Origin of the sequence: Halorhabdus rudnickae, from assembly GCF_900880625.1 — an archaeon.
In the GTDB taxonomy this organism is placed as follows: domain Archaea; phylum Halobacteriota; class Halobacteria; order Halobacteriales; family Haloarculaceae; genus Halorhabdus; species Halorhabdus rudnickae.
The window spans coordinates 773,918-788,417 of sequence record NZ_CAAHFB010000001.1 but is presented as its reverse complement, the minus strand read 5'-3'; the positions used below and the strand labels follow the sequence as shown (position 1 = coordinate 788,417).

Annotated in this window: 13 protein-coding genes and 1 pseudogene; 5 read left to right on the top strand and 9 right to left on the bottom strand. The window is 56.4% G+C overall.

Annotation, left to right across the window (positions count from 1 at the left end; all coding sequences use genetic code 11):
• Positions 1 to 19: 19 nt before the first annotated feature.
• A complete protein-coding gene (locus BN2694_RS03875) occupies positions 20 to 1,756 on the bottom strand; it encodes a rhomboid family intramembrane serine protease (protein WP_135662774.1) in 1,737 nt (578 codons plus the stop codon).
• Between the two features lie 87 nt (positions 1,757 to 1,843).
• Here BN2694_RS03875 and BN2694_RS03870 point away from each other — a divergent pair, with 87 nt between their 5' ends.
• Positions 1,844 to 2,167, top strand: coding sequence for a DUF5789 family protein (locus tag BN2694_RS03870; protein WP_135662772.1), 324 nt, complete (start codon positions 1,844 to 1,846; stop codon positions 2,165 to 2,167).
• 36 nt (positions 2,168 to 2,203) lie between these two features.
• On the opposite strand, the gene aglJ is transcribed toward BN2694_RS03870, so the two are convergent.
• Entirely contained in the window at positions 2,204 to 3,250 is a 1,047-nt protein-coding gene (aglJ, locus tag BN2694_RS03865) for an S-layer glycoprotein N-glycosyltransferase AglJ (RefSeq protein ID WP_135662770.1), read from the bottom strand.
• 354 nt (positions 3,251 to 3,604) lie between these two features.
• Here aglJ and BN2694_RS03860 point away from each other — a divergent pair, with 354 nt between their 5' ends.
• Positions 3,605 to 4,711 carry a glycosyltransferase gene (locus tag BN2694_RS03860; RefSeq protein ID WP_244605354.1) on the top strand — a complete coding sequence of 369 codons (1,107 nt, stop codon included), beginning with the start codon at positions 3,605 to 3,607 and terminating at the stop codon, positions 4,709 to 4,711.
• Between the two features lie 6 nt (positions 4,712 to 4,717).
• Here BN2694_RS03860 and BN2694_RS03855 read toward each other — a convergent pair whose 3' ends face one another.
• The 7 genes from BN2694_RS03855 to BN2694_RS03825 all read right to left on the bottom strand — a co-directional run bounded on the left by BN2694_RS03855 (position 4,718) and on the right by BN2694_RS03825 (position 12,393).
• Positions 4,718 to 5,776, bottom strand: coding sequence for a glycosyltransferase (locus BN2694_RS03855; protein WP_135662768.1), 1,059 nt, complete (start codon positions 5,774 to 5,776; stop codon positions 4,718 to 4,720).
• Positions 5,776 to 6,678, bottom strand: a complete 903-nt coding sequence (locus BN2694_RS03850; RefSeq protein WP_280176665.1) for a glycosyltransferase family 2 protein — start codon at positions 6,676 to 6,678, stop codon at positions 5,776 to 5,778. The genes BN2694_RS03855 and BN2694_RS03850 overlap by 1 nt, the downstream gene beginning before the upstream one ends.
• A gap of 54 nt (positions 6,679 to 6,732) precedes the next feature.
• Complete coding sequence (locus BN2694_RS03845; protein WP_135662764.1) at positions 6,733 to 7,692, bottom strand: hypothetical protein; 960 nt, start codon at positions 7,690 to 7,692, stop codon at positions 6,733 to 6,735.
• 12 nt (positions 7,693 to 7,704) lie between these two features.
• Positions 7,705 to 8,334 carry a hypothetical protein gene (locus tag BN2694_RS03840; RefSeq protein ID WP_210408908.1) on the bottom strand — a complete coding sequence of 210 codons (630 nt, stop codon included), beginning with the start codon at positions 8,332 to 8,334 and terminating at the stop codon, positions 7,705 to 7,707.
• Between the two features lie 360 nt (positions 8,335 to 8,694).
• On the bottom strand, positions 8,695 to 9,624 hold the full coding sequence (locus BN2694_RS03835) for a hypothetical protein (protein WP_135662760.1): 930 nt from the start codon (positions 9,622 to 9,624) through the stop codon (positions 8,695 to 8,697).
• 45 nt (positions 9,625 to 9,669) lie between these two features.
• Positions 9,670 to 11,010: a sulfatase gene (locus BN2694_RS03830; protein WP_135662758.1), complete on the bottom strand. Its 1,341-nt coding sequence runs from the start codon at positions 11,008 to 11,010 to the stop codon at positions 9,670 to 9,672.
• A 6-nt stretch (positions 11,011 to 11,016) separates the two neighbouring features.
• The gene (locus BN2694_RS03825; RefSeq protein WP_135662756.1) at positions 11,017 to 12,393 is read right to left on the bottom strand and encodes a sulfatase-like hydrolase/transferase; all 1,377 of its coding nucleotides are present in this window, start codon (positions 12,391 to 12,393) and stop codon (positions 11,017 to 11,019) included.
• Positions 12,394 to 12,749: 356 nt separating this feature from the next.
• Between BN2694_RS03825 and BN2694_RS03820 the strand changes: the two are divergent.
• From BN2694_RS03820 to BN2694_RS03810, 3 genes and pseudogenes are all read left to right on the top strand, one after another.
• Positions 12,750 to 13,635: pseudogene (locus tag BN2694_RS03820) on the top strand (IS1595 family transposase).
• A gap of 245 nt (positions 13,636 to 13,880) precedes the next feature.
• A complete protein-coding gene (locus BN2694_RS03815) occupies positions 13,881 to 14,075 on the top strand; it encodes a hypothetical protein (RefSeq protein ID WP_135662754.1) in 195 nt (64 codons plus the stop codon).
• The gene (locus tag BN2694_RS03810) at positions 14,065 to 14,316 is read left to right on the top strand and encodes an HVO_A0114 family putative DNA-binding protein (protein ID WP_449272215.1); all 252 of its coding nucleotides are present in this window, start codon (positions 14,065 to 14,067) and stop codon (positions 14,314 to 14,316) included. Before BN2694_RS03815 ends, BN2694_RS03810 begins: the two co-directional genes overlap by 11 nt.
• Positions 14,317 to 14,500 lie beyond the last annotated feature (184 nt).

The following is a 14,500-nucleotide window of genomic DNA, read 5'->3' as shown; positions in this document are numbered from 1 at the left end:
ATCCCGTCCGAGCGTGTTCTCACCGCCTCGTCGGCGGGACCCGCCGACTGGCCACGCGAAGTGACGTCCCGTCGACAGTAGCATGGAGCTGTTGGCCGGATCGGTTGAACGTGATCCCGCCGACCGTGACGTTGCCACCCTCAGCCGGGAGCGGTCGAGCGTCAAGGGTCTCGTTCCGCCGGGAGACGCCGATTTCGAACGATTCTGTAGCCGGACGGATCGCGACACTCCGATTGGCGAGGGTTAGGTCCGCGATGGCCGGTTCCGAGGTGTAAACGAGCCGTTCGTCCCTGCCACCGGGCCGGAGGAACACGCGATAGGTGACATCGCCACCGACGACCGACCAGCCCGATCGGTACGCTGAGACGCTTTGTCGCCACCCCACACCACCCAGGAGGACCTGCCCGCTCCCGCTGGCTTCGAGTGCTCGTTTCGAGACAACCTGGTGCCAGAGTTTGCGTTGCTCGCTGTAGACGACGACGCCGCTGGTCCGGACTTCCGAGATCTGATCGAGCAGGGGAATGTCGACGACTGCGAGCTCTTGGTTCGTCACGTTCTCGACGTACGCGACCTGATAGTCGCGGATCTCGACGGCGTCATCGGGCATGTCGGTTCCCGACGGGGCCGAGAGGTTGACCGCCACCCCGACCATCGACATCGCGATCAGCGTAAAGACGATCACACCGGCGGCGAGTAGTTGTCCCGACGGGAGTGGGAACTGCCGTCGATCGACCTCGATGCCGGGGAGACGACCGAGCAGCGTCCGATCGGATCCCGCAGCCGCGAGGACGATCAATCCGGCGAGAACGAACAGCAGGGCAGTCCCGATCCCCTCGAAACGAACGTACTGATCGTTTCCAAGATACCAGTAGATACTCCAGAGGCCGTTGGCGAGGGTGTAGATCATCGTCGCCAACCAGATACGTCCTGGACTGGCCGATCGTTCGCGGCGTCGGATGACGATCGCCGCGACGAGCACCCCGATGAGGAAGCCGAATGCGTGGCCCTGGACGGCTGTGTTCGCCCAGCCTACTCCCGAATACCGGACTGCAGGCTCTGCGATCGAGTAGGGATCGACGAACGCCCCCCAGAGGTGCCAGAGGTGACTCCACCCGGCCACGGCGACGGCCGTCGCGACCGGGTAGAAGACGATCGCGAAGCCCGCCAGCGTGTAAACCACGCCCGAGAAGCCGATGATCGGTCCCCAGGAGAAAGCGGCCGTCACGAGGCCGGCAAGCACGATCGAACCGACGAATAGACCGATCCTGACGAACGGGCTCGACAGTCGGGTGGCAAACGACTGGGAACCACGCTCGGTCGGATAGTGGCTCCAGGCGTACTCGGCGATCGAGCCATAGACTAGTCCGGAGAAGAGGTTCCCCAGCAAGTGGCCCCATCCGAGGTGGGAGAACCCTGCCAGCAGCACTCCCAGCGGATACGCATAAGATGTTGCACGGAATGGGAGACTCACCGGATCGTACTGGTGGCCCCACCCACCCTGCACGAAGAGATAGACGCACACGACGACGCCGAGACCCAGCAACGTCCCCCACGGAAGGCCGAGAACGAATCGCGATCGGAACCGCTCTCCCCAGCGACCACCGGGTCGAGCGACGCGATACAGAACGGCGACCGAAACCGCGACCGCGCCAATGAGAACCACCTGCCAGGCCAAAAGCGGGACCGACTCGACCAGCGACCGGATGCTGAGGGCCGTGACGGGAGCGAACGGGAGGCCGGACGGCGTCGCCGACATGTTCGGCACAATGACTTGGCTGGGTATAGCCCTGACGGCGATGTCGCCCGCAGGATTTTACAGGCTCGGGGGGCGTGTGTATACCTGATGGGAGTCCGTCCACCTGCCGACGATGACCTCAGTGAACCTGACGTTATCGAGTTCGGCATCCCGGCACTCGACGCCCGCTTGGAGAACGTCTCGTTTCCGACCACGAGCGAGCGGCTGCGATCGGAATACGGCGACCTCGAAATCCCGTACAACGCCTCGGGGAACACGATCACGCTCCGAGACGTCTTACAGGAAATCGACCGCGACTCCTTCGAGAGCGAGGGGGAACTGCTGAACGCTGCTCATCCGGTGTTCGAACGAATGCGGGCCCAAAACCCAAGCGGTCTGCTCGGTCAGTTGCGGTCGATGCTTCCGTTTTGAGGTCTGGGGCGTTCCCGAAAGACGGACAGCGGCGAGTTACGCTTCGTCGTTTGCCCGAGGGGCGCTGGCTCCGGTCTCCGAGGCGGTCGACGCGTCCGTTCCGGTCCCGTCTTTGGTCGCGCGTCCGGTGTCCGATTTGAATCGTGTGTCCCTGGATCCGTCCTGATCGCCAGCCAACGCTCGATCGAGTTGATTCATCTGTTGGCGGTGGAGCTTGACGATCATGTCCGAGAGCGTCCCGAACATGAGCAACTGGACGCCGAAGATGACCGCGATCCCACCGACCAGCGCGAGGACGTTGTGTGAGATCCCGCGTGTGATCCACTCGATGGCGACGTACACGCCGAGGCCGGCGCCTGCAACCAGACTCGCGATGCCGACGCTTCCGAAATAAAAGAGGGGATTGTTGGTCTTGGCCATCCGGTAGAGTGTCAGGAGGATTACACCACCGTCCCGGAACGGGCGCAGGCTGGTTTCTGTCTCGTCGGGCCGGGATTCGTAGCGGATCGGGACGACAACCGTCGCGACGTTGTGTTTGACACACTCGACGGAGAGTTCCGTCTCGATACCGAACCCCTCCGAGGAGAGACCGAAACGGTCGAGCGACTCGTGGGTGAACGCCCGGTAGCCTGAGAGGATATCCTTGAAGTCCCGGCCGTGAATGCGGGCGAACGCCCGATTGATGAGGCGGTTTCCGACGCGGTTGAGGCGCGTCATTGCCCCTGGCTCCATGTCCGCAAACCGGTTGCCGATCACGTGGTTGGCTTTCCCCGTGAGGAGTGGTTCCAGCATGGCGTTGGCGTCTTCCGGGCCGTAGGTTCCGTCGCCATCGACCATGAGGACGTACGGCTCGTCGATGAACTCCAGGGCTTCACGGACGGCCTGGCCCTTTCCGTTACCCGACTGCTCGACGACGCGCGCCCCGTGGTCGGCAGCTATCTGCTGGGTGTCGTCTGCGGATCCGCCGTCGATGACGAGGATATTGTCGAGGCCCTCGTCGTGGAATCCGTCGATGACGTCGCCGATGGCTCCCGCCTCGTTGTAGGTCGGGATCAAGACGCAAACGTCGTCGTAGTCGCGCATTGATGGTGTGTGTGCGGCCAGGGTGGAAAAGTGTGCGGGATTCAAAGGTGAAAGGATGTTTGCCTCTCGGGCCCGTCAGTAAATCACGTGGTCTTTCGTGTTATACTAACGGATACTGAGATAGCACTCGCATAAGACTAGTGAAAATACATTGCTGACTCGAAAATGCGACTGTCCGAGAACATTCTGGAGGATCAGATACTTAAGCGAGGTATCTGATACAAGCTCATATGGAAGTCACAAAATCTGGAAATGGGCTTTTCACGGATTTATTTCCTACGTCTACAGGGATGTTCGGGCATATCTGTTTGGATGAGTCTCTGAAAAATAACAACAAATCTACACGAGGCGCACATGAGTGAGGGCCATATCGCGATCCTACATGATCGGTTCCCCGGTATGGGGGGCGGAGAAACGTTTGCGGTTGAGGCCTCCCGAGTACTGGACGCACCGATCTATACGATGTACGTGGCCGAGGAGACGGATATTCCCGATGATGTCGACGTTCGAACAATGCGGCAGTCAAAATACACAACGGGACTCTCGGGAAGTCTTCTGGAATGGCGAAATAGTGGCATGAATCCGTTCGAGACGACGAGTGTTGCGATAGACATGACTCAAGGGACAGACGAGCTGGCCGAATATGACGTTCTTCTGGAAAGCGCCCCGCTGTCAAAGTACTACGTCCCCGAAACACATCAGCGGATCGTCCACTACCCACACAGTCCTCCCCGATGGTTATACGATCTCTTTCGGGACAGGATGAAACGGGTTGATTACCCCGCGATCGGGTTTGCTGCCCGGGCATATGCGAAGCTCTGGCGTGCACTCGACAAGGAAGCCGTTGACTACGTCGATACGTTCGTCGCAAACAGTGAACTCATCCGTGACCGTATTCGGCGCTATTATGATCGTGATGCGGAAGTCGTCTACCCACCCGTTACGGGGGACTGGCGTCACACCGCCGACGACGGCTACTTTGTCACGTGGTCCCGGCTCGACAAGGAGAAACGGATAGATCTCATCGTCGAAGCGTTTCAAAAGCTTGATCAACGATTGATCGTCGCTGGTGATGGCGAACATCGGGAGAAGATTGAACGTATGGCTGAGGGGCACCAAAACATCGAAGTAAGAGGGTTTGTCGAAGACATCGAGTCACTAGTCGCACGAGCGACCGCTGTGATCTATGCCCCCACGCATGAGGATTTCGGGCTTGTCGGTGCGGAGGCACTGACTGCCGGCAAGCCGTTGATCGGGGTCGACGAAGGATTCACACGGTATCAAGTGGACGATGGCGTGACTGGGATACCGTTCGAGCCGACAGTCGAATCGTTACGAGACGCTATCAGGACATTCGATCCATCTGAGTTTGACAGGGCTAAAATACAGGAGTTCGCCAAGCGCTATCGATACGAGCAATTCGAAACGAAGTTACAATCTGTCGTCTATGACTGTGGTTGATTCGGTTTAGCGGATAGATCGATACAAGCGAACGTACGAATCTGCAATCGTAGAAAGAGCGTATCGCTCGCCGAAGTCCCGCATCGCTGGCCCCCGGGTCTCGGCGTCGTCAAGAACCATGCTGAGTGCCGTATCAATCGGCGGGTGCTCGTCCCCATCACCGAACAGCTGAAGTGGCGCACTTCGAGCACAGAGGGCCCGAAATCGATCGATCGAACGACAAATGACTGGAACGCCGTACGCAAAACACCAGTTCAGGATACCGCTTTGTCTGATGTCCCGGTACGCGAGAACGGCCACATCAGTAGCGACGAAGGCAGCGTGGAAGGATGCATCCGATAGCACACCCGTCACCTGAACGTTTTCCGGGGACTCCCGAATGACGCGCTCGAAATACGGCAGGTCTTCGTCACGAAGAGGTCCACCAGCAATCAGAAATTCGTATTCGGGATGACGCCTGGCAAGCTCTAAGAACGTATCGGTTCCCTTTCTCCGTGAGACGTACCCGATCTGAGCAATCACTGTCTCGTCAGTACTGTACTCAAATATGTCACGGGCGTTCGAGACGCCAATATCCCGAACAGCGTCAATGTCGACCCCGTGAGGGATCAGTTCGCTCTCGGTTATATTGCGGGGACGGAAGTCATCCTTTGCGCTCTGGGACATAAACACCAGCCGAGAGGCAGTTCCTGTCAACATCAGGTGGACGAACCACACGTAAACATACTGAATACGCCCGACGGTCCGCGTTGTCCACACTTCGTGAAGAGTAACCACGACGGAGGTACCACGAAGACGGGTACCGAGAAATAACAGCGGAAAAAATAGCCACGCGTACAGAAGCTTCGGTCGAAACAGACCGTATTCGAAGTGAATATGTACGACATCGTAGTGTGAGGCACGAACGGCTGCCTGAGCGACATCGAGTGCCCCTATTTCCTCATAAAACGGGATGTGTTCGATGTCAGATTGCTCCTCAATCCGCGAGTTGAGTTGGTCCGCGTACCGACCGATTCCACCGTGGTCAGCTGGAGGAGCCAACACACAGATTGATTCGATATCCATTAATCAATAATATCGTCAACGTCTTCCTTATCAAACAAGGCGCGCCCACGTGGCCCGATGTCCGACCAATCGATATCGATTCCGAGGTGTTGCTCAAGCTGGGAGGCGGTCATGTGAATCCCTCGAAGCGCTTTCTTGTATTCGGCAATATCACGGAACTCGGGCGGTGCCTCATATCTATCTTCGGTCAACGAACGCATGTAAGCGAACGGTGAGAGGACGACATGAGCCAGTGCCCGGTGGCGGTCTAATTGACCCCCGTCGTTGAGCAGTTCCCAGATTGCCCATCGTTGATAGGATCCGAAGCTGATACCGCTCTGGAACTGGACGACAATCGTCTCGAATCCCACACGAAACTTCTCCGAAAACGAACGATCATACCCGATCGAGTGGCGAAACGGCACATGACTGATGCTCAAAAGCGCGTCACTGGCGATGAGACGGCGATAGAAGTCGCGGTCTTCGCCATATCCGAGACTGCGATACGGGACTTCCAATAGGAGATCACGTGGAGCCATATAGAGACCCCCGGCGAGGAGCAAGAAATCGTCTGCCCGGCCATCTTCGAGTTGATGATACAGGGAGACGAATTCCGGAATACATCGCGTGAATTGGTCGTCCGTGTCGATAGCACTGAGTACATAGTCCCCGTTGGCTAATTCGAACGAGTGGTTTCGAGCTTCACCGAGATTGTCATTGCCGGCATCCGTAACGACCTCAAGGAGGTCATACTCGTTTTCGAGCCGCTGTAGTTGTTCCACGCTCCCATCCGTAGATCCATCATCAACAACAATCAATTCAAAACGATCGTCAAGTTGTTCGAGAACGCTCGTCAAGGAAGCTGTGAGCGTATCCGCCATATTATAATTGCTCACGGCGATCGTGTATCGGGGATCCGCCATACTGCCACGCATGACTGGGGGCATATTCGATGTTTCGTTCCCCTGACTACCGCGCTACATGTACCCCAGTTTTTCCAGCTGTTCGGTGACCGCGGTGCGTTCGATGTCCGTTCTGGAAGTCGCTCCCGATTCGATTCGCCGTCGAGTTCCAACGGTCAGCTCAGCCCACGGGACCGTCACGAGTGCAGGATGTCGAAGATTTCGAGGATGTGCATACCCCCGGATCGGAAACGGCCAGAGCCAATCCCCGAACAGTTCTCCGTGATCGGCAGTGAACACTGACTTTCCGCCAAGGTCGATCGCCAACTGGCGGGCGTGTGAAACCACGTAGGCAAGATTCTCCTCGTAGGCTTCCCAGACGGCCTCACGTTCGATACGTCCCTCGTAAAGCGGTTTTCCGGGATGGAGAAGCAGATCCATCTCCTGTTCGTCTTTCACTGATCCGTCGGGGAGGCCGATACAGGGGGCATGAGGCTGGAAGTAATGGACGATATACCGCTTGTTGGGATGTTCATCAGCGACGCGCTCGACGGCACCGTTGAGACGTTGAGCTGTCACGGTAGCTGCAGGCGATGTCGCCAGGTCCCGCTGGTCGAGTTCGTCAGTGTGTATTTCTTCGTCACCCGTCTGCTCTTCGGCCCAGACGTCCACGACTTTGTGGAATGAGGAGGGGGCCTCTTTCGCAACCCAGGGGTTTGCCGTGATATAGACGATATCACCGAGTTCCCGGTCAGCAAAGTTCGCGGCGATCCAATCAGGCGACGAACTCCCCCGTGAACACACTTCCTCGTAGCTATCGAAGTCCCCGAGGTCGATAACGGATTCGAACATGTCCGCCCGGCAGGCGTCCAGAATCAGGAGGTTGTCCCATTCACGTTCGGCGACATCGACACCGTCACGGCCGTGAATTCTGGCGAGAACGGGACTAACAATGCGCTCTTGGAAGCGCTCACGCCACCAATATCTGTTATCGTAGTGATCCGCGATTTCAGAAAGTGCGTGTAGTATTGCCATATGTAATAATTTTTACATATATCCGAGGTCACGTAGCTGTTCATCGACGTTCAGATCGACGGTATTACGGTCGACATCAGGATCGATGGTGTGTTCATCAGCGGCTGACGCTGTACACCACGGGACTCGACGCAGTGCCCGGAGTGGATAATCCCCGTGTCCGTAGATCCCCCACTCCCCGAGTGCATTGCCGTGGTCAGCGGTCACAGCCAATTGAGGTCCGTCCACGTTTTGCCGGAGCGTGTCGATACTACTGAGCACGTATGCTAAATTCGAGCGATAAGCACTCCAGACGGTTTCACGATTGAGTTCGTCATCCCGCAATTTTTCCCAGGCGGTTATCTCGTGTTCCGTCGGGTCTTCCCGATTGATGCCTGCCGCAAGTGGATTGGGGACGAACGGATGATGTGGTTGCATATAATGGACAATTACCCGGTCGACATCACGAGAGCGGAGTGTGTCGACAGCGGCCTCAGTCACGGCTTCCGCACGAACCGTTCCGACTTCATGATCCCAGGCATATCGCCACACTTCGTCCATAACAGCGAAGTCGCGTTCGTCAAGTATCTGTGAGGAAAACGGGTTTGCAGTCACGTAAGCCACCTTCGAGAAGTCTCGATCGGGGCGAAAAGTCCGTCGCATCCATGAAAGAGATCCTCCTGCAAGAGAAGTGAACGGTTCTGGTTCGGAGAGATAGCCGAATTCTGGTGCAACTTCTGTCATGAGATCGTACCGGCATCCGTCGACAATAGCAAGCACATCCCACTCCCGATCGAAAACGTTCGTTCCCACATTGAGATAGGGGGCAAGACGCTGCTCAACGTTACGTAACGCTCCATAATGGAATTTTCGCGTGCTTTCTACGACACCCGCGTGAACCCCTTCCTCTCTGATTGCCTGCCGTGACTCGCGAACCCAGTCAACGAACGTCATACATATGCACCCAAACCCAGTGATTACGAATAAATCCCATGGAGGACGGACGGAGCTACATTCACAATATCAAAGATAACCTAGGTCTCGAAGTTGTTCATCTCGATCAACCGCAGGCTTTCGATCATCCTTCGAAATGTCTGTGGGTTCAAAAGTGCCACTGTTTGATGCCGACGTGACTGCCCACGGTACCCGCCGTAACACCGGCAACGGAACACCGACTGGATGTTTGTACAGCCCGTAGTCGCCGAACAATGTCGCGTGATCCGCCGTCAAAACGACTGTTTCCGCATCGATTGCGGTCAGTAATTCTGTTCGTAAGTGTTCGACAATATGCTCAAGGTTAGATACATAATGCTTCATGTGTTCTTCGGACGATATTTCACCCCGATTCTGTTTATCAAAGGGGTTCTCAGTACCCCCGTTGCCCGTGATATGGGACGGGTCAAACCCGTACATAATCGGATCACTGATGTAGGGCCAATGGGGTTGCATGTAATGAATAATGAGTCGATTATATTCCCCGGATCGATAGTGCTCCACCGCCACATTCGTTAGTGCCTCGGGAGGGATCGTACCGACGTCTTTGTCCCAAACGTATCGCCATACTTCGTCAACATGTCCCGGAAAACTGTCGGGAAGGTGACTTTCTGAATACGGGTTTCCGGTGACGTACATCGTCTCCGAGGATTCCTCATGATACTCCTCTGTAAACGTTTTCTCCATCCATTCCGGTGAGGCACTCCCCACGGACGTGACCGGTTCGACATGGTCGAGCCATTCAGCGTCCCCGTACTGTTCCGAGAATACATCGTACCGACAGGCATCTAGAATGACCAAAACGTCCCACTCTCGATCCCAAATCGGATCACCGGCTGGGCCGGGCACTCTTCTGAGTAGGCCCGTGAGTAACTCCTGCCCGGATCGCTTGGCCGCAAAGCGAAACGAATGCTCCTGGAAGCGTTCGATTGTTTCTGTCGCCCACTCGCTGAATCCCATTGTATCTAGACTACTCCAATCAGTATTTAGGCTTCACTATCACAACTACTCCAGATAGCCAAGATCGGCCAGTCGTTCCGTAACCGCTTCGTCGGTGTCCGTCGGTACGTTGCTGTGGTCATCCTCGCAGAGTCGTGTCGGGATCTCCTGCTGAAACTCCGCTACTCGATCCGCTCGTTGGTCGGCTACGTTCGCATTTTCATCGGGGTCCTCACTGAGATTATATAGCTCCGTTTCCTTACCGGCGCCGATGTATTTCCATCCGTTCCAGCGGCCAGCCACGACGGGCGTCGAATCACGAAACGACCCAGTAGCGATGACCTGCCGATCTCCGTCTTCGTGGAGTGGCCGACCGAGAAAGGCTGGTGGAACCGTTCCACCGTGAGCCGCACAGATTGTGGGGGCGACGTCAAGCAGTTCTCTCTGTTCCGTGACTGTCCCGCCCGCCGTGTTCGGACCTCGGACGAACAGGGGAACGTGGATGAGTTCATCGTATGGGCGATTTCGGTGGAAATAATATCCGTGTTCCCCGAACTCCTCGCCGTGATCCGCCGTGAAGATCACCTGGGCACCGTCCCAACGACCCTGTTTGCGGAGGCCCGCTACGAGCCGGCTGATCTGTTCGGAGGTGTAACGCAGTTCGGAGTCATAGAGGTCGCGAATCAAACCCCGTTCGGAGTCCGACAGGGACTCCGGGGTAATTCCCGCTCTTGACATCAAGTCATGAATCTCGTCGCTTGAAAGATGCCGATCGACGTATGCTGGGTCTGAGATGTGCATACAGAACGGACGATGTGGGTCCATATAGTGAACCCACAGGAACAGATCGCCATCTACTTTCGCGGCCAATTCCAAGGCACGGTCGGTCGTCCGCTTGCCTCTCTCGTAAGCTGTCGACTCGTGAATGAACCGCGCCGGAAAGATCTTCTGTTGAACTGCCTCTGCGAGGTCTCTGATCCCGAGATGCTCCACTGTCGGTCGAACTGCATCCATCGTCTTCCGAAAGATCCGGTGTGGGGTCGACCGAACCGACTCCGCTTGCTCAGCACTCGCCATCTCGAAATCTTCCATCACATCAAATCCGGACGGTCGACCGATACGCGCCCCAAAGTACGTATTGGAGTGGACGCCGACACTGGCCACCGCATCGGGAAGGGCGTCAGCGACAGTCGGACCCCGCTTTGCCGGCTGATCGGCAAGATACCGCGAACTCAGCATCGACGGCAAAGAAATTCCGGTGTGGGTACCGTTCGAGAACGCGTTCTCGTATCGGACGGCCCCTGTCCCGAACATCTCATCGAGAACGGGCATCGTCTCCCGCTTAGCCCCATACTGCGAGAGATGATCCGCACGTAACGCATCGACAGTGATCAATATCGTATCCATACCACATCACTCCGTGTAACCGAGCGCACTGAGCTGTTGTTTCGTCGGTTCCGGGACCGCCGAGTCGGCTTCACTAGTAACGGACTCCTGTGAAAGAGAATCCATGGCATCCGCGATACCGTCCGGAATGCGCTCACTTACCTGATAGGAAGCTCGCGGAGTCGGTGCGTGGAGTGTCCATGTTCCTTGGTTGCCCCGGACGTATTTGCGAACGCCCTGAGACTCATGCTTCTCGTAGGCCACGTCTATCGAAGCGTTATTTTCGAATCCACCTGCAAATAGTGTGCGATCCGTCTCGAAAGTCGGCCCGTCTGTCTGACCGTCGATGACACGTTCGACCGCTCTCGGGAAGTCAACGAGACCGACTGGGTCTTCAACGACCACACCGTCTGATTGTTCAGGTGACTGTACCACAAGCGGGACATGAAGCAGTGTCTCATCCACTGCGTCGCCGTGACCGATCGAAGGAGCCCCGTGAACGGGATGGCGCTCACCGAAGCCTTCGCCGTGATCCGCGGTGACGACCACGAACGTGTCTGCTAGTTCTCCGGACTTACGTAGATCGGTGATGATTTCCTCGACAACAGCATCAGCCTGCCGTATTGTCCCGTCGTAACGGTTTTCGAGAAGAGAATGTTTCCATCGTTCGCCGTCCTGGATACGATCCATATCCGCACGCTTGTACGCTTTCCTCGAATCACTCGTGTTCCAGCGGTCATACTGCTCACCAGGCCGGAACGGGACGTGTGTATCCATCAGGTTGATACATGCGGCCCATGGACGGTCCGTCCCGGTATACCACTCCTCGAAGCGTTCCGCATACGTGAATCCACGGGAGAAGACAGTCCCCGTCGGAGCCAGTCGTGGGAATCGCCACTTCAACATCCAGGCAGCGCCGTTGAGGAGGGATTTTCCAGGGGCAGAACTGTTGAGTGCCCGGCGGAAGAACGCCATCCGGTTCAGAGACGCTTCCTCGACGAACGCTGACGGGGATTCACCCTCCTGATAGAGGTCTCTATTGTTCTCGACAAGATCGATACTATCGGAAAGCCCAGTATCGAGATCCGTAAGATACGGGTTGTCCGTAAATAGCCCAGTTTCATAGCCTCGATTGCGTAGCTGACCGAAGATATTCGCCTCCCGTGAGAGTTTGCTATTGAGGTCATTGATGCCGTGCTCCTGTGGGAGCAACCCCGAAAAAATACTCGCATGACTGGGCAGACTCCTTCCAGCCGGTGCCCGTGCTTGCGTGTAGGTGGTCGCGGTTTCGGCGAACGATTCGAGGAACGGGGTCGTCTCACGATGATACCCGAGGAGGCTCGCGTTTTTCGCACGAGCACTGTCGAGAATGATGAGGAGAACGTTCGGTCCCGTTTCGACCATGATCGTATACTCGCCTTGACCAGCTAAAAAGACTTCTTTCGATTGCGTGTGACGATATCAAGAATAAGCCGTTTCAACCGATTCTGCCCGTCTATTTTCCAAAGAGGAGAATCCGGGGCTGTAGAGGGTTAGCGGACTACATTCGTGGAAAAGAACACGAACGGTGTCCAACAGAAAGCCCCTATATCGAATTATGCGTCAGTTCATTAGATAGCATCCATCTGCCACCACGAAGAGTTGAAATCGATGGGGACCTCTTTGAAGAACGCTCATCCGTAGGCGATTGTTGATACTGCTGAGCGGTAGCTATCGAGTCAAAGAGGACAAGGGCACCGCGTCAGCGGTGCCCGACACGAATGATTCCGCTAGACGTGTTTGGGTCGGAATCGCTCGCAGCGGACCTGCTCCAACAGGTTCGCTGGCGTGACGGTGTTACCTGTCCTCGCTGCCGTTCTGACCGCACGGTCAGAAACGGCAGCTACAGAGAGTTTCAACGGTATCTCTGTAAGAATTGCGACCGCACGTTCAACGACAAGACCGGCACGATTTTCGCTCACTCGAAAGTTGCACTCCGCCGGTGGTTGTTCTCGATCTATGCGTTTCTCCGGTTCAAAACGAGTCTCCGGCAGTTACAGTGCGAAATCGAGGTGACACACAAGACGATCCACCGGCGCATCGAGCGCTTTGCCCGAGCGCTCGATGCGCCTTCCCTCGATCTCGTCGGGCCAGTCGAAATCGACGAAGTGTACGTCTCTGCCGGGAAGAAAGGCCGCGAGCGCGACCGACCGTCGCGCTCGCGTGGCCTGTCCACGCGTGGGCGAGGTTCGTACGATGGCGACAAGCCACCCGTATTCATCATCGCTGATCGCGGCACCGGACTGCGGTACGTGATCCCAGCGAAAGCCGCTGACGAATCGACGATTCGACTCCTGCTTGCTGACCGCAAAGAGGAGTCAATCACGGTCTATACCGACGGCTTTCGGGCGTACGAACCGCTCGAAGATGACGACGCATTCGACCGTGAATACGTCGTCCACGGTGACGGCGAATACGCCGACGACGAGGTACACGTCAACACCTGCGAGAGCCACGCGTCGCGTCAGCGACGCGTGGCTCTCGCCCCATCGAGGCATCTCCAAGGACAAGTTGACGCAGTATCTCAGAGCGTTCCAGCTCCGCCGAGAGTTATATCGAAAACCGGGACGAGACGCGCTCAAACACGCCATCAAAGCAACACTGTGAAATCAACAATGTGCTACACAAGAGCGTAAGTTCATAATTTTCACATTCATCACTCCAGACTGTCCGCAGTAAATCGACTGTAAATGTTTCTGTGACACGCTATTAGAGATAGTGCTGTATCATTTCTCAGCATCTATTTCCGGCGCGATCTCGACTCGAGCGCATTCTTCTTTGTCGTTATCGATTAGATTTCCCCATTCTCTTAAGTAAATTCACTCTGATAATTAAGTAACGAGCTTCAATACATGGGTGATGATTCGGAAACGATTCGGATTCTCCACGTCGATGACGAGCCGGATTTCGCCGAGATGGCAGCGACGTTCCTCGAACGCGAAGACGATCGGTTGAAGCGTCCACAAATGGTCGGTCCGTGGTTCAGTAGTCTCACGTCGTCCGGAGATGATCGGTCCGGGGCTCGTAGACCTCACCCTGCTGTTTGAGCTTCTCGATCTCATCGAGATCATCCGCCAAGAAGAGCCAGCCAGCATCAACGAGACCGCACGCGTTGTCGACCGGGACGTGAAGAACGTCCACGAGGAACTCAGTCGGCTCGCCCAGCTTGGCATTATTTTCTTCGAGGAGGACGGCCAGCGTAAGCGGCCGATCGTCTGGTTCGACGAACTCATCATCAATCTCCCGTTCGATCCAGCGGCTGGCGATACAGCTGCCGTAGCGCCGTGACTCTGGAGAATCGACGACAGCTGTGTAGTCGGTGTCCTGCAACTCAGGCTTCCCGCTGCAACCCACTCACGTTCACGAAAACGGGTCCGCACGGCATCGTCTCCCTACTCGCTGATGCTTATACACGTGGTCGACGAACCAGTCAGGCGTACCCGTGTAGCCTGCCCAGCAGTGTTTGTGGCAC

Bases quoted from the DNA above. Each gene is read 5' to 3' on its own strand.
- BN2694_RS03815 (WP_135662754.1), top strand. From the start codon at position 13,881: ATGGGTGATGATTCGGAAACGATTCGGATTCTCCACGTCGATGACGAG.
- aglJ (WP_135662770.1), bottom strand. From the start codon at position 3,250: ATGCGCGACTACGACGACGTTTGCGTCTTGATCCCGACCTACAACGAG.
- BN2694_RS03875 (WP_135662774.1), bottom strand. From the start codon at position 1,756: ATGTCGGCGACGCCGTCCGGCCTCCCGTTCGCTCCCGTCACGGCCCTC.
- BN2694_RS03860 (WP_244605354.1), top strand. From the start codon at position 3,605: ATGAGTGAGGGCCATATCGCGATCCTACATGATCGGTTCCCCGGTATG.
- BN2694_RS03825 (WP_135662756.1), bottom strand. From the start codon at position 12,393: ATGGTCGAAACGGGACCGAACGTTCTCCTCATCATTCTCGACAGTGCT.
- BN2694_RS03845 (WP_135662764.1), bottom strand. From the start codon at position 7,692: ATGGCAATACTACACGCACTTTCTGAAATCGCGGATCACTACGATAAC.
- BN2694_RS03870 (WP_135662772.1), top strand. From the start codon at position 1,844: ATGGGAGTCCGTCCACCTGCCGACGATGACCTCAGTGAACCTGACGTT.
- BN2694_RS03855 (WP_135662768.1), bottom strand. From the start codon at position 5,776: ATGGATATCGAATCAATCTGTGTGTTGGCTCCTCCAGCTGACCACGGT.
- BN2694_RS03830 (WP_135662758.1), bottom strand. From the start codon at position 11,010: ATGGATACGATATTGATCACTGTCGATGCGTTACGTGCGGATCATCTC.
- BN2694_RS03850 (WP_280176665.1), bottom strand. From the start codon at position 6,678: ATGGCGGATCCCCGATACACGATCGCCGTGAGCAATTATAATATGGCG.
- BN2694_RS03840 (WP_210408908.1), bottom strand. From the start codon at position 8,334: ATGCGACGGACTTTTCGCCCCGATCGAGACTTCTCGAAGGTGGCTTAC.
- BN2694_RS03835 (WP_135662760.1), bottom strand. From the start codon at position 9,624: ATGGGATTCAGCGAGTGGGCGACAGAAACAATCGAACGCTTCCAGGAG.